General features: G+C 70.6%; 20 protein-coding genes. 9 read left to right on the top strand and 11 right to left on the bottom strand.

Annotation, left to right across the window (positions count from 1 at the left end; translation table 11 throughout):
* Positions 1-83 precede the first annotated feature (83 nt).
* The gene (locus tag ACQBAU_RS04035; protein ID WP_434551205.1) at positions 84-950 is read right to left on the bottom strand and encodes an aldo/keto reductase; all 867 of its coding nucleotides are present in this window, start codon (positions 948-950) and stop codon (positions 84-86) included.
* A 105-nt stretch (positions 951-1,055) separates the two neighbouring features.
* Here ACQBAU_RS04035 and ACQBAU_RS04030 point away from each other — a divergent pair, with 105 nt between their 5' ends.
* The 3 genes from ACQBAU_RS04030 (at position 1,056) to ACQBAU_RS04020 (ending at position 4,400) form a co-directional block, all read left to right on the top strand.
* On the top strand, positions 1,056-3,164 hold the full coding sequence (locus ACQBAU_RS04030; RefSeq protein WP_434551206.1) for a RecQ family ATP-dependent DNA helicase: 2,109 nt from the start codon (positions 1,056-1,058) through the stop codon (positions 3,162-3,164).
* Positions 3,165-3,208: 44 nt separating this feature from the next.
* Complete coding sequence (locus tag ACQBAU_RS04025; protein WP_434551207.1) at positions 3,209-3,778, top strand: MerR family transcriptional regulator; 570 nt, start codon at positions 3,209-3,211, stop codon at positions 3,776-3,778.
* Between the two features lie 322 nt (positions 3,779-4,100).
* The gene (locus ACQBAU_RS04020) at positions 4,101-4,400 is read left to right on the top strand and encodes a hypothetical protein (protein WP_465255103.1); all 300 of its coding nucleotides are present in this window, start codon (positions 4,101-4,103) and stop codon (positions 4,398-4,400) included.
* Positions 4,401-4,409: 9 nt separating this feature from the next.
* Here ACQBAU_RS04020 and ACQBAU_RS04015 read toward each other — a convergent pair whose 3' ends face one another.
* The 3 genes from ACQBAU_RS04015 to ACQBAU_RS04005 all read right to left on the bottom strand — a co-directional run bounded on the left by ACQBAU_RS04015 (position 4,410) and on the right by ACQBAU_RS04005 (position 8,625).
* Positions 4,410-6,263 (bottom strand): ABC transporter ATP-binding protein, encoded by a 1,854-nt coding sequence (locus ACQBAU_RS04015; RefSeq protein WP_465255104.1) that lies wholly within the window; start codon positions 6,261-6,263, stop codon positions 4,410-4,412.
* A 24-nt stretch (positions 6,264-6,287) separates the two neighbouring features.
* A complete protein-coding gene (locus ACQBAU_RS04010) occupies positions 6,288-8,150 on the bottom strand; it encodes an ABC transporter ATP-binding protein (protein WP_465255105.1) in 1,863 nt (620 codons plus the stop codon).
* An 88-nt stretch (positions 8,151-8,238) separates the two neighbouring features.
* Complete coding sequence (locus tag ACQBAU_RS04005) at positions 8,239-8,625, bottom strand: MmcQ/YjbR family DNA-binding protein (protein WP_465255106.1); 387 nt, start codon at positions 8,623-8,625, stop codon at positions 8,239-8,241.
* Positions 8,626-8,725: 100 nt separating this feature from the next.
* Here ACQBAU_RS04005 and ACQBAU_RS04000 point away from each other — a divergent pair, with 100 nt between their 5' ends.
* Positions 8,726-9,550, top strand: coding sequence for a CPBP family intramembrane glutamic endopeptidase (locus tag ACQBAU_RS04000; RefSeq protein WP_465255107.1), 825 nt, complete (start codon positions 8,726-8,728; stop codon positions 9,548-9,550).
* Here ACQBAU_RS04000 and ACQBAU_RS03995 read toward each other — a convergent pair.
* Positions 9,516-10,094 carry a TIGR03086 family metal-binding protein gene (locus ACQBAU_RS03995; RefSeq protein WP_465255108.1) on the bottom strand — a complete coding sequence of 193 codons (579 nt, stop codon included), beginning with the start codon at positions 10,092-10,094 and terminating at the stop codon, positions 9,516-9,518. The genes ACQBAU_RS04000 and ACQBAU_RS03995 overlap by 35 nt on opposite strands.
* 45 nt (positions 10,095-10,139) lie before the next feature.
* On the opposite strand from ACQBAU_RS03995, the gene ACQBAU_RS03990 reads away from it, so the two are divergent.
* A complete protein-coding gene (locus tag ACQBAU_RS03990; RefSeq protein ID WP_465255109.1) occupies positions 10,140-11,162 on the top strand; it encodes a zinc-dependent alcohol dehydrogenase family protein in 1,023 nt (340 codons plus the stop codon).
* Here ACQBAU_RS03990 and ACQBAU_RS03985 read toward each other — a convergent pair.
* The gene (locus ACQBAU_RS03985; protein WP_465255110.1) at positions 11,137-12,111 is read right to left on the bottom strand and encodes a hypothetical protein; all 975 of its coding nucleotides are present in this window, start codon (positions 12,109-12,111) and stop codon (positions 11,137-11,139) included. The genes ACQBAU_RS03990 and ACQBAU_RS03985 overlap by 26 nt on opposite strands.
* A gap of 55 nt (positions 12,112-12,166) precedes the next feature.
* Positions 12,167-12,505 (bottom strand): hypothetical protein, encoded by a 339-nt coding sequence (locus ACQBAU_RS03980; protein ID WP_465255111.1) that lies wholly within the window; start codon positions 12,503-12,505, stop codon positions 12,167-12,169.
* Positions 12,506-12,627: 122 nt separating this feature from the next.
* On the opposite strand from ACQBAU_RS03980, the gene ACQBAU_RS03975 reads away from it, so the two are divergent.
* Together ACQBAU_RS03975 and ACQBAU_RS03970 are read left to right on the top strand one after the other, a co-directional pair.
* Positions 12,628-13,605 (top strand): Gfo/Idh/MocA family protein, encoded by a 978-nt coding sequence (locus ACQBAU_RS03975; RefSeq protein ID WP_465255112.1) that lies wholly within the window; start codon positions 12,628-12,630, stop codon positions 13,603-13,605.
* Positions 13,606-13,694: 89 nt separating this feature from the next.
* A complete protein-coding gene (locus ACQBAU_RS03970) occupies positions 13,695-14,519 on the top strand; it encodes an alpha/beta fold hydrolase (RefSeq protein WP_465255113.1) in 825 nt (274 codons plus the stop codon).
* Here the strand turns inward: ACQBAU_RS03970 and ACQBAU_RS03965 are convergent.
* Positions 14,516-15,043, bottom strand: coding sequence for a DUF6069 family protein (locus ACQBAU_RS03965; RefSeq protein ID WP_434551218.1), 528 nt, complete (start codon positions 15,041-15,043; stop codon positions 14,516-14,518). The genes ACQBAU_RS03970 and ACQBAU_RS03965 overlap by 4 nt on opposite strands.
* Before the next feature lie 100 nt (positions 15,044-15,143).
* Here ACQBAU_RS03965 and ACQBAU_RS03960 point away from each other — a divergent pair, with 100 nt between their 5' ends.
* A complete protein-coding gene (locus ACQBAU_RS03960) occupies positions 15,144-16,394 on the top strand; it encodes a DUF2786 domain-containing protein (protein ID WP_465255114.1) in 1,251 nt (416 codons plus the stop codon).
* Here ACQBAU_RS03960 and ACQBAU_RS03955 read toward each other — a convergent pair.
* Positions 16,369-17,448, bottom strand: coding sequence for a LacI family DNA-binding transcriptional regulator (locus ACQBAU_RS03955; RefSeq protein ID WP_465255115.1), 1,080 nt, complete (start codon positions 17,446-17,448; stop codon positions 16,369-16,371). The genes ACQBAU_RS03960 and ACQBAU_RS03955 overlap by 26 nt on opposite strands.
* Before the next feature lie 83 nt (positions 17,449-17,531).
* On the bottom strand, positions 17,532-20,420 hold the full coding sequence (locus ACQBAU_RS03950) for a polysaccharide lyase family 8 super-sandwich domain-containing protein (RefSeq protein ID WP_465255116.1): 2,889 nt from the start codon (positions 20,418-20,420) through the stop codon (positions 17,532-17,534).
* A gap of 284 nt (positions 20,421-20,704) precedes the next feature.
* Here ACQBAU_RS03950 and ACQBAU_RS03945 point away from each other — a divergent pair, with 284 nt between their 5' ends.
* Positions 20,705-20,866: a hypothetical protein gene (locus tag ACQBAU_RS03945; RefSeq protein WP_465259449.1), complete on the top strand. Its 162-nt coding sequence runs from the start codon at positions 20,705-20,707 to the stop codon at positions 20,864-20,866.
* Here the strand turns inward: ACQBAU_RS03945 and ACQBAU_RS03940 are convergent.
* Complete coding sequence (locus ACQBAU_RS03940) at positions 20,853-24,260, bottom strand: pyruvate carboxylase (RefSeq protein WP_465255117.1); 3,408 nt, start codon at positions 24,258-24,260, stop codon at positions 20,853-20,855. The genes ACQBAU_RS03945 and ACQBAU_RS03940 overlap by 14 nt on opposite strands.
* Between the last annotated feature and the right edge of the window lie 39 nt (positions 24,261-24,299).

Genomic DNA, 24,299 nt, shown 5'->3' with positions numbered 1-24,299 from the left:
TCTCGTACCGGGGACGGAGCCGGGATCGGGTTCTCGACATCGGTGGCGCACCGGATGTCAGCATTCTTTCCGGACCGGGCCGGTCAGCGACGGACGAACGGCGACGCGTAGTCGGCGACCTCGGCCAACAGGTCTTCGGCCTGCTCGGGAGTGATCGCGTGCCGCGCCCGTTCGGCGGTGACCAGTGGTTCGAGCAGCGACACCTCACCGGCGGTGGCCAGCCCGTGCACCTCGGGGTGACCGTCGAGCAGCCAGGCCAACACGGCAGTCAGGAAACGATGTTCGGTGAACGGCTTGTACCAGGTGGATCCCTCGCGCTCACCGTCATGCCACGGTCGCCGTGCGGCCGCCTTGATCACCCGCAATGCGACGTCCCGCCCGGTGATCAACTCCACCAGCGCGGCGTAGTTGTCGGCGAACTCCGGGTCGCGGTGCAGGCGCGGGTTCAGCGGGGTCAGCACCGAGTCGAAGTCGTGGCGCCGCAACGCCTCCGCGTGTACCACCGGCGCCATCTCGGTGTGTCCGGTGATCCCTACCCAGGAAGCGATCCCTTCGTCCTTGGCCCGGGTGACGGCCTCGACCACGCCACCTTTGGCGAAGACCGTGTCCAACGTGTCGAGGTCGTTGACCGAATGGATCTGGATCAGGTCCAGGTGATCGGTCTGCAGCCGTTCCAAGGACGCGTTGATCTCGACCCAGGCAGCCTCGGCAGTGCGCTGCAGGGTCTTGGTCGCCAGGAACACGTCCTTGCGGATCTGCGGCATCCACGGACCGAGGCGCAGCTCGGCGTCGCCGTAGTCGGCGGCGGTGTCGATGTGGTTGATGCCGGCGTCGAGGGCGTACCGGATCGACCTGTCGGCGGTGGCCTGGTCGACCGACGCGAACGCGGCCGCGCCGAGGACGAGGACGGATGTCTGGTGGCCGGTCCGGCCCAACCGACGAGTCTCCATGGACGCAAATCTAGGCTCATCGCCGGTCGGCGGGAAGTGGTGGCGCCGGCAACTTGTCCACAGGCTGTCGGGCGCGGTGTCGGTGCCGGCTCCTAGGTTGGTGCCATGACTTCGAGCGCTGAGCTGCCGATCACCCGTACCGTCATCGAGTCGCTGGCCGGCCCGGGGGCCGAGCTCCGCGACGACCAGGCCACCGCGGTCGACCACCTGATCGCCCCGGTGCCCGAAGGGCAGGCCGGTGCACGGGTGCTGGTGGTGCAGCGCACCGGCTGGGGCAAGTCGGCGGTCTACTGGGTGACCACCGCGTTGCGCCGGTCCGAGGGGGCCGGGCCGACGCTGGTGGTGAGTCCGTTGCTGTCGCTGATGCGGGACCAGGTGACCGCGGCCCGGCGGGCGGGGTTGAACGCGGCGACCATCAACTCCTCGAACATCGGTGACTGGGAGGCGATCGAGGCCGACCTCGCCGAGGACAACCTCGACCTGGTGCTGGTCTCCCCCGAGCGGCTCGCCAACCCGACCTTCGGCGCCCGGGTGCTCGACGCGCTGGCCGGGGAGATCGGGTTGTTGGTGATCGACGAGGCGCACGCGATCTCCGACTGGGGCCACGACTTCCGTCCCGACTACCGGCGGGTGGCCGACCTGCTGCAGCACCTGAATCCGGCGACCCCGGTGCTGGCGACCACCGCGACCGCCAACCAGCGGGTCACCGACGACGTCGCCGCCCAGCTCGGCAGCGACACCCTGGTGCTGCGCGGCCCGCTGGCCCGGGCGAGCCTGCAACTGTCGGTGATCAACCGGCTCGACCCACTGCGGCGGTACGGCTGGGTCGTCGACCACCTGCCGAAGCTCGCCGGGTCGGGCATCGTCTACACCCTCACGGTCGCCGACGCGGAGCGGTTGACCGAGGCGATCCGCACGGTCCACGGCGACGCGGTGCCGGTGGCGGCTTACCACGGCCAACTCGGCTCCGACGAGCGGGAACGGCTCGAGGACGACCTGCTCGCCAACCGGCTGAAGGCGCTGGTGGCGACGTCGGCGCTCGGGATGGGCTACGACAAGCCCGACCTCGGGTTCGTGGTGCACGTCGGGTCCCCCGCCTCGCCGGTGTCGTACTACCAGCAGGTGGGCCGCGCCGGCCGTGGCATCGACCACGCCGCGGTGGTGCTGCTGCCGTCCCCGTCCGACGACGGCATCTGGGACTACTTCGCCACCGCCAGCATCCCCGACCCCGATCAGATGAGCCGCCTGCTGACCGCCCTGCGCGAGGCGGACGGGCCGCTCAGCGTGCCGGCACTGGAGGCCGAGACGGGGCTGCGGCGGACCAAGGTCGAGTTGATGGTGAAGCAGTTGGCCGTCGACGGTGCGGTCGACCGGACCCGCGACGGCTGGCTCGCCACCGGGAAGGACTGGGCGTACGACCACGAGCACTACGAGTCGGTGGTCGCGACCCGCAAGCGGGAGGCCGACATCATGCGCGACTACACGCGTGGCCGACGCTGTCTGATGCAGCTGTTGCAGGAGTCCTTGGACGACCCGACCGCGGCACCGTGTGGCCGCTGCTCGGTGTGCCTGGACGTGCTGCCCGACCCGCTGGGTGAGGAGCCGTCGATCGAGACCGTACGCACGATCGCGACCGGGTTGCGGGCACGGTCGCAGCTGCTGGAGCCGCGGAAGATGTGGCCCGGCGGTTCGTTCGGGGCGCGGGGCCGGATCCCGGCCGGGTTGATGGCCGACGAGGGGCGGGTGCTGGTGCACGCGGACGCGCCCGAGTGGGCCGAGACCTTGGCTGCGTCGAGTCGCGGCGACGAGGCGGCGACCGGGGAGCTGGCCGACGCGGCCGTCGGTGTGCTGGCGCGCTGGAAGTCGGACTGGGCCGAACGGCCGGAGGTGGTGGTGCCACTGCGGACGACCACCGCACTGGACGGTGTCGCGACCGCTGTCGGTGAACGGCTCGCAGGCGTCGGTCGGTTGGACCGGGCCGAGATCGAGGTGTCCGGCCCGGCGCCGGCCGACGACCTGACCGGGCCCGACGAGGCCGCACACTGGCGGTCGGCGATCACCGTGCCGGAGCCCGACGCCGTACGGGGCCGGGTGGTGCTGCTGGTGGTCGACCGCAGCGCCAGCGGCTGGCCGGTCACCGTCGCGACCGCCGCGCTGCGCGACGCCGGCGCCTCACGGGTGCTGCCGCTGCTGATCCACCGGAGTGTGGGCTGATGACGTGGAGTGCACACTCTCAGCAGCGCGTCATAGATGTGCGCATGATGACGGCTGCTGAGGTCCTGCAACGACACTTCGGCGACCTGAGCCCGGACGAGATCGACGCCGAGCTCGGAGCGGTGCCGATTCCTGGGTCCACCCCCCTCACCGCGGCAGCGGTCGAGCACCTCGTGGAGCACGGTGGCCCCGAAGCCGCTGAGGCGTTGGACCAGTTCTCGGCGGCCAAGACGAGCCGTGCCCGGACGGTCGCCTCGGCCAGGACCTTGCGTGACCTGGTCGACGGCACGATGGAGCTGGATGAGGCCGCTCGACGTCTCGGCGTGTCACGGTCGCGCATCTCCCACCGGATCGGCGACCACAGCCTGTACGCGGTCACTGTGGGTCATCGCCGGCGCATTCCGACGTGGCAGGTCACCGATGACGGGGACGCGCTCCCCGGTCTCCGCCACATCGTGCCGGCCATCCCGACCGACATGCATCCGCTCACGGTCGAGGCATTCATGACGCTTCCGAACGCTGAGCTGGCCGACCGGAGCCCACTGGATCACCTGCTGGCGGGCGGTCCCCCGAGTGCCGTCGGGGATCTCCTCACGGCACTGGGTCGCTGGTGATCCGACCGAAGGTTCCCGCGAACCCTCCGACCGACCTCGTTCGCGCATCCGGGGACGTGCGAACCGTCACGCCCGTGCTGTGGCGCGTGCACCGCACCGTCGGGGACCACGTGCTGGCTTGGAACGCCTTGCGACAGTGGGGCCCGGCACCGCTGATGCGCTGGGACCCACATCCGCCCCCACCCGCCGTGCACCCGGCCCACGGCGTCTCCTACACAGCGACTGACCTGACCACCGCCATCGTCGAGGCGTTCGGAGCCACCAGGGCCATCGACCCGGCGCAGGGCGGCCACGCGCCACCTCCTGGTCGCCCGTTCGACCATTGCGACTGCTCGGCCTCACCGATGACTGGGCGCTCACGAACGGCGCCGGGGCGGCGCTCGCCGCAGCGCCGCGCTCGACCTGTCGCCGGTGGGCCCGAGCCATCCACGCGGCGTGGCCGGACCTCGACGGCCTGTGGGTGAACTCCACCTTCACCAACCGAGCCAACGTCGTCCTCTGGCGGCACGCCGAGTTCGCCTTTCCCGACGCTCCCGCGTTCAGCGAGCAGCTCGACCAGGAGCAGCTGTGGGGCATCCTCACCACCATCACAGCGCGCTACCTGTCCTATCGGCTCATCTGAGCAGCCTGTTCAGCGGTAGGCGCTGGCCTGCAGGTCGAACAGTTCGGCGTACCGGCCGCCCTTGCCCACCAGCTCGGCGTGGGTGCCGACCTCGGCGATCCGACCGTCGGCCACGACCACGATCAGGTCGGCCATCCGTACCGTCGAGAACCGGTGCGACACCAGGATCGTGACCGCACCTGTCTCCCGGGCCAGCCGCCGGGCGACCCGGCCGTACTCGGTGTAGACCAACGCCTCGGCCTCCGGGTCGAGTGCTGCCGTCGGCTCGTCGAGCAGCATCAGCAGCGGGTCCTGCCGCATGAAGGCGCGGGCCAGCGCAAGGCGTTGCCACTGTCCGCCGGACAGTCCGGCGCCGTCGGTGAACTGGCGGCCGAGTTGGGTGTCGAGCCCCTTGGTGAGCTCCGACACCACCGCCCGCGCCTGCCCGGTGTCGACCGCACGGTCGATGAGCCCGGCGTCGTCGCGATGGTCCAGTGCCCCGACGCCGATGGCCTCGGAGGCCAAGAACTCCAGGGTCGCGAAGTCCTGGAAGCCGGCCGACACCCGTTCTCGCCAGGCCACCGGCCTGAGCTCCGACAACGCGACACCGTCGACCCGGACGGCGCCGGAGGTGGGGTCGTACAGCCGGGCCAGCAGCTTGCCCAGGGTCGACTTGCCGGCGCCGTTGTCGCCGACGAACGCGACGGTCCGCCCCGCCGGCAGCAGCAGGTCGACGTCGGTCAACGCCTGCCGCGGTTGCTCCTTCCCCTCCTCGCCCGGGTACGCGAAGTCGACGTGGTCGAAACGGATCCCCTCACGCAGCCTGCTCGGGGGCAGGGCCACGCTCGTCGACCAGTCGTGCTCACGGGCGTAGTCGCGCAGCCACTGGTAGCGGGCGAACACCGCAATCGTCTGGATCAGCATGGTCCAGCTGCTGGTGATCGACCGTGCCGTGGTGTTGATCTGCGGTCCGATCAGGACCAGCAGGGTGACGTCGCCGACCGTCGCCTGCCCGTCGGCGGCGCGTGCCACGAGCCAGACCATGGCCGCCGCGAAGCCGACGCCGTACACGATCCAACCGACGATCGCCCAGCCGGCGTAGCGACGGGTGATGTCACGGATCGGCCGGTGGTGCATCTCGTGGCCCTCGGCGGCGACCGCGAGCAGGGGCCGGCGGAGCCCGAAGGCACGCACCTCGACGCCCGCGGTGATCGTGGTCAGCACGTCGACGATCTTCGTCCCGAGCCGACGGAACCGTTCATTGCCACGCCACAGGCTTTCGAGGCGGGCCTGCGAGACCGCCTGGATCGACGTCACGCCGAGTGCCAGCACCAACAACAGGTTCAGCCAAGGCGACACCGTCGACAGCATGGTGACCAGCGCGAGCGATCCGGCCACGGCACCGATCAGCGAGAACATCCGCCACACCCCGACCAGTCGGTGGGCATCACGCTCGATCAGTGCCACCCGGTCGGACAGTGCGGGATGCTCGTGGTGTCCGATGCCGGGGAGCCCGGCGGTCAACCTGATCAGGTCGTCGTGGACGTACAGGTGGACCCGGTCGTCGAGGGTGTCGCCCGCCGGGCCGGACACCGCACGGCTGAGCGCGGTCAGCAGCAGCGCCACCGCCACCACGACTAGGCCCGGCCACACCGAGCTGCCCCGGGTGAGGCCGTCCACCGCCAGCTTCACCCCGTACACGCTGAAGGGCGCCAGGGCCGCCGAGCCGACCGTGGCCAGGCACAGGAACGTGGCGAGACCGGGCGAGGCCTTGAACGCGATCGAGATCCACAGCAGGAACAGCCGGATCGTGGTGGCCGGGCCCAGCTTCTCGCCCGCGGCGCCCTTCACGCGTTGGCCCCCCTTCATGTGTGACCCCTTCATGCGTGACCCCTCATGCGTGTCCCCTCATGCGTCGGCTCCCGCGTCGCTCAGGTAGCGGTTGGCCTGCAGTGTGAACAGGTTGCGGTACCGCCCGTCGGTGAGCTCCATCAGCTCCGCGTGGGAGCCCTGCTCGACGATGCGACCGTCGGCCAGCACGCAGATCCGAGGGACCGGACGGACCACCGAGAAGCGGTGGGAGATCACCAGTGAGGTGACATGGTTCGCCAGCTCGAGGTAGCCACCCACCAGTCGGGCCTCGGACTCGACGTCCAGGGCGGCGGCCGGTTCGTCGAGCACCAGCACCCCGGCGCCGGCATCGACCGCGCGCAGGGCGCGGGCCAGCGCGATCCGCTGCCACTCGCCACCGGAGAGGTCGGTGCCGCCCGGGACCGTCTTGTCGAGCACGGTCGCCCACCCGTCGGACAGGCCGTCGACCAGGTCACCGATCCCGGCCCGTCGGGCGATGTGGTCGAGCTCGGCGGTGTCGGGCCTCCCATCGCTGGTGAGTCGCCCCAGCCACACCCGGCCGGCCCCGAGCTCGACGTTGTCACCGGCCGACAGCGGGAACCGGACGAAGTCCTGGGTGATCGGCGCCACCCGCCGCTGCCAGGATCGCAGCTGGTCCGGGTCGAGGGTGGCGAGATCGACCCCGTCGGCCCAGACCGTTCCCCGGGTCGGCGGGTAGCCACCGGACAGCAACTTCACCAGGGTTGACTTGCCGGCCCCGTTGACCCCGACCAGGGCGGTCGCCTCACCGGCGGGCAGGGTCAGGGTCAACCCGTCGAGCACCAGGGCGTCCTGTCGCGGGTAGTGGAAGCTGACGTCGTCGAAGACGACCTCGACGGGACGGGGTCCGACGTCGGGCACCGACTCCTCGACCCGGTCGCGGGTGAGGATCCCCGGCTCGGCCAGGGCTTCGGCACCGGGGTAGTCGCTGCCCTCGATCAGGTCGTACACCCAACGGGTCTCCTCCCCCGCTCGCTGCAACTGACCGAACATCCACGCATCAGCACCGCCCAGCGAGATGATCACCGGCAGGCAGGTCGTCAACGCAGCCAGCCCCAGGGATCCGTTGCCCGCCAGCCATCCCGCGTACCCGAGGACCGCGACGGTGACCGCGACCCGGAGCGTGTTGATCATGGAGTTGGCGGCGATCTGCTGGCGCCGCTTGGCCCAGTACGGTCGGTGTGCGGCCTCCATCCGGGTGGTGTAGCGGTCGCGCAGGTGCTCGGCGAGACCGAAGATGCGGATCTCCTTCGCCGCCTCACCCATGCCGAGCTTGAACGCGTACCGGGCGTGCTTCTGGTCCTCGACCTGACCGGTCCACAGGTCCATCTGGGCGGTCACCGTACGGCGGAAGCGTTCGGCCTCGACGACGTACATCAGCAACAACGGGATCGGCGCCCACCACGCGAGCAGCACGGCTAGGGTGATCGCCGATCCGACGGCGGTGATCACCGAGGTCAACAACGGCCCGGCCGCCAGCTGCAGCCCCATCACCACCTCCCAGCCGCGGGCCCGCACCTTGGTGACCTGGGCCGCCACCGCAGGGTCGTCGAGGGTGCGCAGGTCGGGGTCGGCCGAGAGGGCGTGCCCGATCCGCAGTTCGGTGTCCTTCTGCACCAACCCGCCGATCAGGCGTTGGGTCGAGTTCGCCACGACGCCGAGCACGTTGCCGAGCAGCAGCACGACCAGCAGTGCCACCACCACCGAGGTGAAGCCACGCGAGGGCCCGCCGGCGATCAGTCCCGGCAACCCACCGACCGCTTGACCGGCCAGGATCGGGGCCGCGATCGACACCCCCGCGCCCAACACCGAGGTGACCACCGCGACCAGGAACGGCCCGCGTGCCACGGCCAGGCCATGGCGAAACAGCAGCGTCAGCACCGCCCACCTCCCGTCCGTCGTCGGAACCTTCCCGAGCCTAGGAGCAACCACCGACAGGAACCATCGATTTGTCGTGCGGGTCGAGCAGTCAGTCGACCTCGTACGACGTCGTCAACCGCGCGGGCGCCATCGCCAACCAGGCGTCCACGATCGCCTCACGCAACGCCTCCTCCGACACCTCGCTCAACTGGACCAACACCGCGGCGTACCCCTCGAAGTGTTCGATGGTGAAGAAGGTGGGCGCCCCGGCCGCGATCGCGGCCTCCTTCTCGGCGAGGTCGGCGACGCGGACGGCCAGGATCGGGCCCGCCGGCGGTTCGACGTCACCGAACCGCTTGATGTCGGCCTTGCTGAACGGCCGTTCCCAGACGAACGCCTTGCCGTTCACGAACCAGGTGCGGTGCCCGTGGCGGTGCCCCTCGGTGACCTCGGGCAACTCGGCGGCCAACCGGGCAGCGTCGTCGTAGGTGGCCATGTCGGGAGCGTACTGCGAGCACCGGGGTGGGCGCAGCACCCCTACGACCTGGGGTGCCAGTCCCCTGCCCGACCAGCCGTTTCGAGGGTTGGCTCGAACCATGACAACCATCACCCCGACGATCACCGACCCTCGACCAGCCATGAGCCGTCCCAGCAGTGTGATCGGCTTCCTGCTGCTGACCCTCGCCCTGTCCTGGGGTGCGTGGCTGCTGGGCCTTTTGCTCGGTGGCGACCTCGCCGACCCGCTCGTCTTCGGCTGCTTCGCGGTCGGCACCTGTGGGCCGACCCTCGCAGCGCTGCTGTACCGGCTGCGTGGCGTCCGGAGCCCCCGCACGGCCGACGTCCGCAGGATCGCCCGCTGGCTCCCGGCGGCCGTCCTGCTCGGGGCCTTGCCGGTGGTGCTGGCGGCCCTGGTCGGGCCGCTGCTCGGTGACCGTGCCCTCGGTCTCGACGACGTCACCGCCGGGTTCGCGGCGACGGGGTTGCTGCCGTTCCTGCTGTTCGCCACCGTCACCGGCCCGTTGTCGGAGGAGTTCGGCTGGCGGGGATTCGTACAACCGCGGTTGCGGGAGCGGTTCTCCCCGATCGTCACCGCCGGAATCCTCGGCAGCATCTGGGGCATCTGGCACCTGCCGCTGGCCCTGTTCCCCGGCACCTTCCAGTCCGCCCTCGGCCCGCTGGAGCTGGTCGGCTTCGTGGTGTCGATGGTGCCTATGTCGCTGACCTACTGGTTCGTCACCGAGCGGCTGGCCGGTGGCGTGCCCGCTGCCGTACTGATGCACTACGCCACCAACGTGGCGCTGACCCTGTTGCCGTTCACCGGCCTGGCCGGCAGTCTCGTCCTGCTCACCGCCATCACCCTCATCGCGGTCGTGCTGGCCCTCGTGGTCAGGGGGACTGCCAGGCCGGGTCGCGACCGCTGAGGCCGAGCGCGCGGTCCCACAGGGGTGCGTCACCGGCCACCGGGACCCGGGCGCCGAACAGGCCGTTCCGCTCGGCCGGGTCGGCGCCGATGCCGTCACAGAACTGTTCGACCGCGGCAGCCGTGTCGGCATCGACGTGGTACGCCTGTCCCGTCGCGACCGCGAGGTCCCAGCCGTGCAGTGCCACCTCGTCGAGGGCCACCATGCCGGCGACCTCTCCAGGCATCTGCTGCCCACCCGCTTGGGTCATCCCGGTCCAGGCATCCGCCGCGGCCCAGGCCTCGGCCAGGGCAGCGAGTGCCTCAGGGATGGTCGTACGCCAGTCGTCGGGGAGGTGCAGCCGCGACGGATCAGGCGGCGTCGACGTCGTCGGCCCGTCGACCTTGCGGGCCGCGTCGGCGAACGCGACCGACAGTCCGTGCAGGTGGCCGAGCAGGCCGCGGACCGGCATCTCGGGGCACGGCGTGGGCCGATCGAGGTCATCGTCGGCCACGCCGCGGACCAGGTCGGCGACAGTTGTCGTGGCGGGACGCAGTTCCAACATGTCGCGATCGTATGCCGGTCGGGGCAGCGGCGATAGGGTTCATGAATGCGTGCGATCGTCTTTCCGGAGGCGGGCCGATTCGAGCTGACCGAGGTCCCCGATCCGGCACCGGGACCGCGTGAGGTCGTGGTGGAGGTGGCGGCGGTCGGGATCTGCGGCACCGACCTGCACGTCCTCGACGGCGACTTCGCCCCGACGGTGTTCCCGATCATCCCGGGCCACGAGACCTCCGGCATCGTCCGGGAGGTGGGTGAGGGGGTGACCGACCTCGCCCCGGGCGACCGCGTCAGCGTCGACCCGACCCTCACCTGTGGTGAGTGCTCCTTCTGCGCGGTGGGGCGGGCCAACCTGTGCGAGCGCTGGAACGGCGCCGGGGTGGGCCGGACCGACGGGTCCACCGCCGAACTGATGTTGGCGCCGGTGCGCAACGTGCACCGGCTGCCCGACGGGGTCGACCTCGAGCTCGCCGCACTGATCGAGCCGCTGTCGTGTGCGATCCATGGTTTCGACCTGTTGCCGCGTCGGATGGGCGAGCACTACCTGATCTTCGGCGCCGGGACGATGGGGCTGATGATGGCCCAGTTGGCGCCCCGAGCCGGTGCCGCCTCGGTCACCGTCGTCGACCTCAACCCGGCCCGTCTCGAACTGGCCCGCCACCTCGGCGTCGACCACGCAGTCACCTCGCCCGACGAGGCGGCCAGGCCCGGCGGCTGGGACGTCGTGATCGACTGCACCGGTGTCGCCCCGGTGATCGAGGACGCGATCGGTCGGGTCCGGCGCGGCGGAACGATGCAGGTGTTCGGTGTCGCCGACCACGACGCACGGGCCGGGTTCTCACCGTTCCGGGTGTACAACGACGAGATCAACATCGTGGGCTCGATGGCCGTACTGCACTCGTACGGCCGGGCGGTGGAGATGTTCGCCGCCGGAGCCCTGGCCGCCGCCTCGATGGTGAGCCATGCCTTCAGTCTCGATGACTACGGGGAGGCGCTCGAGACGTTCCGGGCCGGCACCGGACGCAAGGTGCAGATTCGCCCCGGACTCACCCGGTCGAGGCAGTTGATCTGATCTTCGTGAGCTCGGTGATCAGGTCCACCGCGGCGTCGACGAGCCGCTCCCCGGTGCCCGGCGCGGTCCACGACACCGCATTGCGCCAGGTCTCGTAGCCGCCTTCGGCGGTGGCCCGCAGCGTCGGGACGTACCCGATGTGGTCACCTGCCAGGCCGACCACGGCAGTCACCGGGGACCGGGAGCGGTCCTTGATCACCAGCCCGTGCTCGACGAAGATCTCCCCCGGCAGGCCGACCACGCACAGCTCACCGACCATGATCACCTGCACCGGTACGGTGGCCCGTTCGGGGAGTTCGGCCAACACCGGCAGCATCTCGGCGAAGTAGCGCCGCGCCCCCGGCTGGATCGGCGCACCGACCACGAACGAGTACGGTGTGTCCTGCCGTTCGCCGGCCAGGAACGCACGGGCGATGGCGCGGTCACGCTCGGTCACCGCCATCCGGTCGACCTCGACGCCGACGATGCCGGCCGACAGCGGCGCCGACGTGTGGCGGGGTGCCATCATCGTGCCCGCCGCCACCGCACCGGCGACGGCGGTCGCCGCGAGTTCGGCGCGGGCCATCCCGGCCTCGGGGACGCCGCCGTGGAGGTCGACGTTGTTGATGTCGCCGGAGCAGCCGTTGGTCAGCTGTACCGACACGTCGCCACCGACCAGGCGGCGCAGCCGCTCGCCGACCGCGCCGAAGTAGTCGGAGCTGATCGAGTGTTGGCTGCCGGTGCCGACGTAGTGCACCGCAAGGTTGGACCAGAACCCGATCGTCGTCCCCCGCCGGTCCTCGACCAGCAGTCCGGTGACCAACGGGTCGACCGGTCCGGCCGGACCCACCAGGTCGTCCCGGCCGGCGCCCGGGTTGCATTCCACGAGGCCGTCGGTACGGCGATACCGACGGTTGAAGCAGACCCCGGTGACCGGTGTCTGGCCGTACCCGATCCGCGCCGGGACCATCGTCTCGATCGCCGTGGTCGCCGCGGTGACGACGGCGTCGACGACACGGGCGACGTTAGTCCGGCTCGACCGTCGTGACGCCCAACTCCGGCATCAGGCTCGGGGTGCTGTGGGCGTGCGTCGCCGCGACCAGCACGTGGTCGGCCGGGACGCCGGTGAGCTCGGCGATCCGTGCCGTGGCGGGCTCGACGACCAACCGTGCCGACACCATGATCGTGTCGCAACAGACCAGCACCACCGTGGTGTCGTCGCCACGCAACGCCAGCGCCTTGGCGTACAGCCGGCGCTCGATGTGGTCGGCGAACCGCGGTTCGAAGGCTCCTGCCAGTTCGACGCCGAGCGCCGGGGTGATGTCGACCTCCCCCACCCCGGCAGAGATGCCATCTTCGGTCACGGGACCATCCTGCCGCACCCGGCTGCCTCCTCTACTGTTGCCCGCATGACCTCCACCCCGATCGGCGTCGGCATCATCGGCCTGGGGCGCAGCGGCTGGGACATCCACGCGGCCGGGCCGAGATGGCTGACCGGTACCGCGTCACGGCCGTGGCCGACCCCGTACCGGAGCGTCGGGCCGAGGCCGTCGACCTGCTCGGGACCGATGCGTACGACTCCGCGGAATCGGTCATCGATCACGCCGAGGTGGACGTGGTCGTGGTGGCCTCACCCTCACACACCCACACTCGGCTCGGGCTGGCGGCGTTGGCAGCCGGCAAGCACGTCGTGCTCGAGAAGCCGATGGCGGCCACGGTCGCCGAAGTCGACCAACTCGTCGAGGCCGCACGGACTGCGGGGCGGGTCGTGACCTGCTTCCACAACAACCGGTTCGAAGGGTCCCTGCTGACGATCCGGACCTCGATCGAGGACGGCCGCATCGGTGAACCGCTGCTCATCCGTCGGTGCGTGCACCGCTATGCCCGCCGTCGGGACTGGCAGACCCTGACCCGCTTCGGCGGTGGTGAACTCGCCAACCAGGTGAGCCACTACCTTGATCAACTACTGTCGCTCTACCCGGACTCCGAGGTGGAGTTGCTGGCCGCCGACCTGCGCCACACGATCTCGGCCGGGGATGCCGAGGACCACGCCAAGGTCGTACTGCGCGCCGCCGACGGCCCGCTGCTCGAGATCGAGGGCAGCGGCTCGATGGCCATCCCGCAACCACACTGGTTCGTCGCCGGCACCGCGGGCGCCATCACCGGGTCGATGTCGGAGTTGACCGTCCGTTGGGTCGACCCCACCGCGTTGCCCCCGATCAGCGTCGACACCGGGCCGGCCGCCGACCGCCAGTACGGCACCGGCGAGACGATTCCCTGGCAGGAGGAGACGATCACGGTCGACCGGCGCGACCGCACCGAGGCCTTCTACGACAACCTGGCCGAGGCGATCAACGGCCGGGCCGAGCCCGCCATCACGCCGGCGAGCGTACGTCGACAGATCCAGTTGCTGGGCCAAGCACGCGCCCTGGCCGCCACGCCCACGACGGTGACGGCGCGCTGACCCGCCCGGTCCGGGCAGTCCGGTAGCGATTGGCTGGCAGCGCTGCGATGCAGGCCGCAGTATGGGAGCCTCCCCGAGAAGGAGTTCCCATGCCGCAGGTCACGCTCCCCCAGGGCGAGATCGCCTACACCGATTCCGGGGACGGACCGGTCGTCGTGTTCTTGCACGGGCCGCTGATGGACGCCGGCGTGTGGCAGCCGGTGATCCGGCTGCTGGCTCCCCACGTCCGCTGTCTGGCTCCGACCCTGCCGTTGGGGGCGCACCGCATCCCGGTCAACGGGGGGCGGGACCACTCCCTCGCGTTCTTCGGCGACCTCGTCCTGGACTTCCTCCAGGCGCTGGACGTCGAGGACGCGACGGTCGTCGGCAACGACCACGCGGCGGTGTTGGCGGTGGCCGTACGCCATGGCCCGCGGGTCGGCAGGCTGGTCATCACCTCGTGCGAGGCGTACGACAACTACCCGCCCGGGGCGGGTGGCAGGGCGCTGGCGACCCTCAGCCGCATCCCGGGTGGGCTCGCGCTGCTGGCACAGCTGGCACGCTCGGCCCCACTGCGGCGCCGGCTGCTGGCCGACATGGCGTTGCACGGGATCGACGACGAGCTGAGTGCCGGCTGGTTCGCCCCACTGCGGCGGGAGGAGATCCGCGACGACCTCCGCGCGTACACCCGGCCCGACAGACGGCACGAGATGCATCGGATCTGCGCCGACCTGGGCTCGGTGGACGTGCCGTGCCTGGTGGTCTGGACCCCTGAGGACCGGCTGCAGGACCCGACTCACGGGGCCCGGCTCGCCCACGACATCCCCGACGCCGAACTCGTCGAGATCGCCGACAGCAGCACCTTGATCATGCTCGACCAACCCGAGCAGCTGGCCGCGGCGATCCGGTCCTTCCTGGGCCGGGTGTTGAGCTAGCTCGGATCAGCCACGTCCGGGGGCGGTGCCATGCCGGCCGCGGCAGCGTTCGCCTTGACCTGCGCGGAGCGGATGGCCGACCGGGCCGCCGAGCCGAGCAGCGAGCCGATGGCGATGCCGAGGATCGCATTCAGCACGGCGGTCACGATCTTGGCGCCGAGTTCGCCCCCGGACAGGAAGGGCGCGATGGCGGCGATCACCGTCGCGAGCCCGATCACCCAGCTGAAGAACTTCATCGGTGACGGCGTGCTGACCGCGAGGGCATGGGCCACCGCCGTGGCGATCAGCGCCACACCGGCGACGGCTGCCGCGTACCAGATGCCGGCGGTGTTCCAGACACCGTCACCTTCCGGGGCGAGCACGTAGATCTGCAACAGGGCCCGGGAGATCACGATGCCGGCCACGGCGATCAGGGCGACGACCACTGCTGTCGCCACCCCTCCGGCCCAGAGCTTCCCGGCGTCCACCTTGGGCGGACTCGGATCCGGTGGCGGAGCAGCTGGCGTGGGCGTGTTGGCGGTCATGCAGATCCCCTCCCTGGGTCAGCGTCGTCCAAACCCTACTGTGCGGTCGCCCGCGTGAACGCTCAACACACTGTCAGAGGTGCCCCCTACTGTCTCCTCCATGACCACGAGCAGCCCCTTCGGCGTCCCCGACAACCCCTTCGGCAACCCCGACGCGCACCGCAGTCCCCGGGCGGAGGCACGCCGCGTGCTGGCCGCTGTGCCGCACCGCGCGATCCCGGTGTGGCTGGCGATCCAGGAGCTCAATCGGCTCCCCCACCAGGCCGTGATGCGCGAGGCCGCCGAGCTCCTCGCACGACAGCTCCGGCTGGCGTACGAGGGCGGCTGGCAACCTGCCGAGCTGGTCCGCCACCTGCGGACCCGGGTCAACACGACCGCCGGCGACCTCACCCGCCGGGTGGTGACCGCCGATGCGCTGATGCGGGCGGTCCCGCACGTCGACCCGCGCTGGCAGGCCCAGCTCGACGAGTTGGCGGTGAACGGCGTCCCCGGCTCCCACGACTGGCTGGACGTGTGGACGCGGTCACGTGAGGCCCGACGCGCCTCCGACCTGCAGACCGTCGTCGAAGTGGTGCAGCAGTTCCAGCTGCTGCCCCGGCTGGAGGTGCTGATCACCCCGCCCGGGTTGACCCCGCGCGGCCCGGTCCTGGGTGCCGCGGCGGGGCAGTCGGCCGACCCGGTGCTGCAGAAGGTTCGCGCGTTGCTGGCCAAGGCGGAGTCGACCGAGTACGAGGCCGAGGCGATGACGTTCACCGCCAAGGCGCAGGAGCTGATGACCCGCCACGCGATCGACCAGGCGGTGGTGGAGGGCTCTCGGCCGACGACCGGCCCGGCTGTCGTCCGGCTCCCGGTCGACGCCCCGTACGCCGACGCCAAGGCACTGCTGCTGCAGACCATCGCCGCCGAGACGCGCTGTCGGGCGCTCTACCTGGGCGGCGATGTGCAGCTGTCGAACGTCGTCGGTTTCCCGACCGACCTGGCAGCGGTCGAGTTGTTGTACACCTCTTTGCTGGTGCAGGCGCAGCACGCGCTCGCCGAGGTGACCGCTGGCGTTCCCGCGGGAACGCGGCGACGCTCCACGGGTTTCAAGTCGGCCTTCCTGCAGGGCTTCGCCAACCGGATCGGGGACCGGCTGGCCGAGGTCAACCGGCTCGCCTACAGCGACGATCGGGCCGAGACCTTCCTTCCGGTGCTGCGATCCCGCGACGAGCAGGTCGACGCGTTCATGGGCGACACCTTCGGTCGGACCACGCAGTCACGGGTCCGGGGTGGGTACGACCACGATGGCTACCACCGGGGTGGGATGGCCGGTGACGCAGCCCGGCTCACCGACGGGGTGATCGCGTCCTGACCGGTGGCGCGGTGGACTCGCGGAGAACGAGCCGCGGCTCGACCTGGGTCCGGCGTCCTGACAGTTTCGCTCCGCCGGACAGGTGGGTCAGCAACTGCCGGGCCGCGAGTTCGCCCAGCGTGGTACGCCGGGGCGAGATCGCCGACAGCGGCGGCAGCGCGGTGGCCGCGATCTCGTCGTCGTAGGAGATGATCGACAGGTCCTGCGGGATCTCCCGACCGAGGCTGCGAGCTTGGTGCGACAGGTCGACTGCCAGACCATCGTTGAGTACGACGACGGCAGTGATACCAGCCTCGCCCACGCCGGCAAGGATGTCGGCGGTTGTCGTACCGCCGTCCCACTCCCACGGGGTGCCTGACTCGTCCAGCGCGCCGAGGTCGTCGACCGCTTCGGCGAAGGCGATCCGGATCCGGCTGCGCAACCGGCTGTTCGCGGCGAACGTGACCAGGCCGACCTTGCGGTGCCCGAGCCCGACCAGGTGGTCGACGGCGGCGTACACCCCGGCCTCATGAGCGGTGGTGACCGAGGCCCTGTCGGGGCCGCCCAACCCGGCCAGGTCCCGCTCGACCAGCACCACCGGGAGGTGGAGGTCGTCGAGCACCTCACCCCCGATCCCGGATCGGGGGTGAGGGGGCCCGGGGGTGAGCAGCAACCCGTCGACCCCGACGTCGACCAACCCCTTGATCGACGCCAGGTCGACCTGCGAGCCGCCGTACCCCGACGCCGTCACCACCAGCCGGGCGCCGAACGCCTCGCACACCTTCCGGGCCGCGTTCGCGACATCGCGGTAGTAGTAGTCCCCGGTGGGGATCTGCATCCCGATCGTCAGCTCACCACGGCCCGCCCGTCGCGGCACCCCCTCGTGTTGCCGGTCGGTCGGGGCGGCAGCACCGCCGTGCACCTTCGCCACCACGCCGTCGCGCGACAGTCGGTCGATGTCACGCCACACCGTCACCCGCGACACCGTGAGCCGGTCGGCCAGATCGGCGGCATGGACGAAGCCGACGGCGCGCACCTCACGAGCGATGAACTCCTGGCGTTCTTCGCGCAGCATCGTCGGCCTCCCTCCCGTCGTCCCGCGCTGAAAGCTTGGCACAGCGTCGGGGACGCGGACAGGAGGCCGACGAGCCGACGGCGTCACCGCGCGAGATCCACCCGGTGGGTCCGCCCGTCCCGGTCGCTGGTGTCGACGGTGACGGTCACCTCGGCGTTCGTCCGGGCGATGGTCACCGTCGAGTCGCCCGACCTGACCCGGGCGAGCGCCCCGAGCTTGACCCGCAGCTCGACGCTGTCCCGCTGGCCCGTCGGATCGGACACGGCCAGCCGGGCCACGTCGCCGATGGACAAGGCCACTGCACAGGGACCGTCCGCGGCCACCCGCCGAACCGAACCGGCGGCGAAGAAGTTCGCCAGCACACCGGAGTCACCGGCCACCGCGACCGCTTGGACCTCAGGAGTGTTCGACAACACGGCGACGCCCGGATCGGCCGCGGCTGCCGCGGTCGCGGTGACCGTCGCCCGCGGCAGCTGGACGTACGCGTAGTGCCGGGCATCGGCCGGATCCGGCGGCACGAGGCTCCGCAGTCGTACCGCGTCCGCCTTGGGGAATCCGCTGCCGTCGACCTCCATCACGATCTCGGCGGGGCCGGCTGCGAAGTCGTACTCGCCCAGCACCTGCCAGGTACCGCCCCCGGTCTGTTGGCTGATCGTGACCACGTCGACCCCACCCGCGTGGGCGATCGAGTACGGCGCCGTGGGCGGGTTGTTGTGGAAGTGCGGGAACCAGACTGCGGCCTCGTACCGGCCGGCCCGAGGCACCGTGGGGCGCCAGATGGCCCGGGCCGACCCGGCGTGTCCGGGTGAGGTGGCCAGCACCGAGCCCCCGTTGACGCCGCGGACGCTGGTGGTCTCCACCCAGGAGCCCACCTTCTCGAACGCCGGCGGCGCCGCGTGGGTGTCGACCACGATTTCGCGGGGGTCCGGATCCGGGCCGTGGTCGAACCACAGATTCACGTACCGATGGGTGATCGGGTCCGGGGACGCATTGCTGTTGTCGTTGATGTCGCGCCAACTCCCGGTCCGCTCCTCGCGGCCGGCGTGCAGCGGCACGGTCCCGTCAAGGGCGAGGTAGCCGCCGGTCGACTCCAGGTGGGCCCACGACCCGGGGTCGAACGTGTCGGTCCACCCCAGATCGGTCGGCTGCACCGTGCCGTTGACGGTGAGTGCGTTGGTGCCGTCGGTGTGGAGGTTGCGGTGCTCGACGGTGGTGATCACCGGATGCTCGCTGCCACCGGTGATCCCGGCACCCAGGGCGACGATCCGGTCGGGTAGGCAGAACCAGGACTGGTGGGCGCGCATCGTGGAGCTGACCCCGTGCAGATGCTGGCCGAAGGTGCCGACCTCGTCGTCCAGGGTGACCCCACCGGCCCACGCATTGGGTGCCAACGTCTTGCCGGCACCGCCACCACCGGACCCCTTGGGCAGCGGTTTCGTGTCGAGGGTGGTGCCGGGCAGGCCGTACAGGTTGACCGTCGGCCAGAAGTTGTTGCTGAACTGGGCCGGGTCGTCGTCGGAGTAGACCTGCACCATCCCCGAGGCGGTGTGGAAGCCCTTGTAGTTCTCCCCCAGCTGGTAGTCGTAGATCGACACCCGGTCGCTGGCGGCGGTGATCATCAGGCCCCAACCGGCACCGCGGTGGGTGGCGCGGGCCATGCTCGGGAAGACGCGGAACCCGGATCGCTCGGGAGTCGGCGTGACCGTCGAATCCTCCAGCAGGGCCTTCACCACCGAGATGCGCGGCAGGTTGGCGCCGTCGAGGATGTCCACCACCGTGTTGCGTTCCAGCCAGCCGGCACAGATGTTGCGCCAACGGACGGCGGTCGCGGCATCGGCGGCCGGGGCCAGGCGCAGGATGCCTTCGACGAACGTGTTGCCGTAGCTGTAGGACGGGGTGCCCACCCGCGAGATGGACCGGCCACGGACCCCGTCCATCACCTGCCCGGAGAACACGATCGGCACGATGCCGCGCTCCACCGACTCGATCACGTTGCTGACCCGCGGGTCGTCGATCTCCCACGGCGAGCCGGCCAACATCCCCAGCAACCGCGACAGGCCGGTCAGGTAGTCCACCGCATAGCTTCCGGTGTATGGCACCCGGCCCTGGTAGAGGAACGAGCCGTCGGGGTAGAACCCCTGCTGGGCGTAGAAACCGGCGTCGGGATCCCCCTCGGAGCCATAGCGGAACGCGACCCCCAACCGGTCGGCCGCCAGGTCCATGTGCTCGTCGGACTCGCCGACGATCCCGGCCAGGAACACGTTGCGGCACAGGTCGACCCGGTTGGTCCCGGTCGACTCCAAGGTGCCCCGATTCGGGTAACGAGTCCACTGCCATGCCGGATCGGGGACGAACCAGGTCACCGCCTCGACGTACTGGGCGACCTCGGCCGGCGGTACGAGCCCGTCCAGCAGGCACAGCACGCCCATCAGGCTGACCGGCGACCCGATCTCCCAGTGCCACCAGTTGTCCCACTCGTCGGCACCCGCGTGGTAGACGAGATCGTGGGTGGTGCAGAGTCCGGCGAGGATCTCCTGCAGCAGGGTCTCGTCCTCGAAACCGTCGGCCCCCGGAGTGCGGTACGCCTTCGCCATGTTCTGCAGGTTGCCGTAGGTGACGGTGTGGTTGCCCGAGGTGGTGAACGGTCGATCGCTGAACACCCGGTCCCGATCGGCGCCCGCGACGAGCGTGGCCCGTACCGTCGCCGACGCCTCGCTGACCGTCTGGATGCCGGCGGCGACCAGTGGGTCGCTGGTGTCGAAGTCGGTCCCGATCAGCAGTTCGCGGTACCGCGCCCGCAGCGTCGCGAAGTCGACCACCTCCTGGGCCCGGGCGCCGGGGGCCCACCACGAGCCGGCGGTCAGGCCCAGCCCGGTGGCGGCGCCGGCAGCGCCCAACAGGGCACGTCGGCTGATGTCGGGTGTCGAGGTGGTGGTTCGGCAGTCCTGGGGTGTGCCGTCAGGCCGGGTCATGGGGGATCCTCACGTCGATGTGATGTGGCCCCGGCATTCGTCGGCGAGGCCGTGGACAAGAAGATACGAGCCCACCATGGTGAAGGCAATGAATCACGCGAAATGAAGGTTTTTGAAACATTATCGGTCTCCTGGACCCATTGGGCTCCGGACATGACCACGAACGGGCCCGTACCCCCGTCCGCAACAGGTACCGCAACGGAGCCACCTGACCTGGACGACGAGGCCGTGACGGCCCTCGGCGAGGCGCTGAAGTGTCCGGACGCGTTCGGCAACGCGTTCTTGTGGCTCCGGCTCGGTCAGGCCCTGCACGACTCCGGCAACCGGACCGCGCCACCGAGGCGCTGCCGTCTGCCTACATGCTGGAGGGCCCGGAGTTCTTCGAGGACGAGGATCCCCGCTACCTCAGTTTCCTCGCCGGTCGGGTCGACCTCAGCTCGGCTTGATCACCAGCACCAGGTCGCCACCCTCGACCTGCTGCACCGCGCCGAGGGCCAACCGTTCGACGGTGCCGGCGACGGGCGCGTTGATCGAGGCCTCCATCTTCATCGCCTCGATCGACGCGACGGCGGCCCCGGCCTCGACCGTGTCCCCCTCGGCGACCCCGATCGTCACCACTCCCGCGAACGGTGCGGCGACGTGGCCGGGATTGCCGTTGTCGGCACGCTCGGCCGACTTCGCGTCGACCTTGATCGACTTGTCGCGGATCCGGACCGGGCGGAGCTGGCCGTTGATCTGGCACATCACCGTACGCATGCCCTTCTCGTCGGCCTCGCTGATCGCCTCCAGGCCGATGATCAGGTTCACCCCGCGGCCCAGCCGGACCTGGTACTCCTTGCCCTGCTCGAAGCCGTACAGGTACTCGCTGGTGTCCAAGCGCGACAGGTCGCCGTACTCCTCGTGTGCGGCCCGGAAGTCCTTGGTCGGGCCCGGGAACAGCAGCCGGTTCAAGGTGGCGCGGCGCTGTTCGCCGGGCACCTGCAGCGCGGCCGCGTCCTCCTCGGACAACGACTCCTCACGCTCCGGGACGGTCCGCCCCTCCAACGCCTTGGTCCGGAACGGTTCCGGCCAGCCGCCGGCGGGCTCGCCGAGCTCTCCGGCGAGGAAGCCGATCACCGAGTCGGGGATGTCGAACTTCCGCGGCTCCGCCTCGAACTCGGCCGGCGTGGCACCGACCGCGACCAGGTGGAGGGCAAGGTCGCCGACCACCTTCGACGACGGCGTCACCTTGGTCGGCCGGCCAAGGATCTTGTCGGCCGCGGTGTACATCGCCTCGATCTGCTCGAACCGGTTGCCCAGCCCGAGCGCGATCGCCTGCTGCCGCAGGTTCGACAGCTGGCCGCCGGGGATCTCGTGGTCGTACACCCGCCCGGTCGGGCTCGGCAGACCAGACTCGAACGGCCCGTACAGCGTCCGGACGGCCTCCCAGTACGGCTCCAGGTTCATCACCGCACGCAGGTCGAGCCGGGTCGGCCGCGCACTGTTCATCCCGGCCGCCACCAGCGCCGAGGCTGGCGGCTGGCTGGTGGTGCCGGCCATCGGTGCACTCGCGACGTCGACCGCGTCCACCCCGGCCCCGATGGCCGCCGCCAGCGTCGCCAGCTGGCCGCCCGCGGTGTCGTGGGTGTGCAGGTGCACCGGCAGCTCGAACCGGTCCCGGAGTGCGGTCACCAGGGTGGCCGCCGCGGGCGGACGCAGCAGCCCGGCCATGTCCTTGATCGCCAGTACGTGCGCCCCGGCGTCGACGATCTGCTCGGCCAGTCGCAGGTAGTAGTCGAGGGTGTAGACGTCCTCGCCCGGGTCGGACAGGTCGCCGGTGTAGCACAGCGCCACCTCCGCCACGGCCGTCCCGGTCGCCACCACGGCGTCGATCGCCGGCCGCATCTGCGACACGTCGTTCAGCGCGTCGAAGATGCGGAAGATGTCGATGCCGGTCTCGGCGGCCTCGGCGACGAATGCGTCGGTGACCTCGGTCGGGTACGGCGTGTAGCCGACGGTGTTGCGGCCCCGCAACAGCATCTGCAGGCACAGGTTGGGCATCGCCCGCCGCAGCGCGGCGAGCCGCTCCCACGGGTCCTCACTCAGGAAGCGGAGGGCGACGTCGTAGGTCGCACCGCCCCAGCACTCCACGCTCAGCAGTTCCGGCGTCATCCGTGCGACGTACGGCCCGACCTTCAGCAGGTCCTTGGTCCGGACCCGGGTGGCCAACAACGACTGGTGGGCATCGCGGAAGGTGGTGTCGGTGACCTCCACGGTGCTGCGGCCACGCAGCTCCTGGGCGAAGCCGACCGGGCCGAGCTCCAACAGTCGTTGCCGCGAACCGTCCGGAGCGTCGACCGCGAGATCGACGTCGGCCGGCAGCTTCGCCACCGGATCGAGGGTGCTGGGCCGGTCACCGTTGGGCTTGTTGACGGTGACGTCGGCCACCCAGCTCAACAACTTGGTGCCGCGGTCGGCCGGGATCCGCGCCGACAGCAGCTCCGGCCGGGTCTCGATGAAGTCGGTGGCGATGTTGCCGGTCAGGAAGTCGGCGTCGGCCAGTACCCCTTGCAGGAAAGGGATGTTGGTCGACACACCACGGATCCGGAACTCCGCCAACGCCCGCCGGGCCCGGGCCACCGCGGCCCCGAAGGTGCGACCCCGGCAGGTGAGCTTGACCAGCATCGAGTCGAAGTGGGCCGAGATCTGGGCGCCGGTGGCCGCCGTACCACCGTCCAGCCGTACGCCGGCCCCACCGGCCGAGCGGTAGGCCGAGATGGTGCCGGTGTCGGGGCGGAACCCGTTCGCCGGGTCCTCGGTGGTGATCCGGCACTGCAGCGCGGCGCCGTTGATCCGTACGGAGTCCTGCGACAGTCCCAGATCGGCGAGCGACTCACCGGCGGCGATCCGCATCTGCGACTGCACCAGGTCGACGTCGGTGATCTCCTCGGTGACGGTGTGCTCCACCTGGATCCGCGGGTTCATCTCGATGAAGACGTGCTGTCCGGCCCGCTCACCGGTGGTCTCGACCAGGAACTCGACGGTGCCGGCGCAGGAGTAGTTGATCGCCTTGGCGAAGGCCACCGCGTCGCGGCACAGCGCCTCCCGCAGCTCCGGGGTGATGTCGGGGGCGGGCGCGATCTCGACGACCTTCTGGTGTCGCCGCTGGATCGAGCAGTCCCGCTCGAACAGGTGCATCACGTTGCCCTGGCCGTCGGCCAGGATCTGCACCTCGATGTGGCGTGGTCGCTGCACGGCCTGCTCGATGAACACGGTCGCGTCACCGAAGGCACTGTCGGCCTCCCGCATCGCGGCCTCCAGCGACTCCCGCAACGCACCGGCCTCGTCGACCCGCCGCATGCCGCGGCCACCACCGCCGGCGACGGCCTTGACGAACACCGGGAAGCCGATCTCGTCGGCTTGGGCCACCAGTGCATCGACGTCGGTCGACGGCGCGGTCGAGGCGAGGGTCGGGATGCCGGCCTGCTTGGCGGCCTGCAGCGCGGTCACCTTGTTGCCGGCCATCTCCAACACGTCGCGGGGTGGGCCGATGAAGGTGATGCCGGCCTCGTCGCAGGCCAGCGCCAGGTCCGGGTTCTCGCTCAGGAAGCCGTAGCCGGGGTAGATCGCGTCGGCGCCGGACTCCTGCGCGGCCCGGATGATCTCGGCCACGTCGAGGTAGGCGCGGACCGGATGGCCCTGCTCACCGATCAGGTACGCCTCGTCCGCCTTGATCCGGTGCACCGCCGTGCGGTCCTCGTACGGATAGACCGCGACCGTCTGCGCACCCAACTCGTACGCAGCACGGAACGCGCGGACCGCGATCTCACCTCGATTGGCCACCAGCACCTTGGCAAACATGGGCGTGAATCTACCGTCCGAGGCTCACCGCGCCACTCC

Source organism: Carbonicoccus niuqiaonis, assembly GCF_050157065.1.
Lineage (GTDB): Bacteria > Actinomycetota > Actinomycetes > Propionibacteriales > Propionibacteriaceae > Avipropionibacterium.
This window is presented reverse-complemented; position numbering and strand designations above follow the sequence as displayed.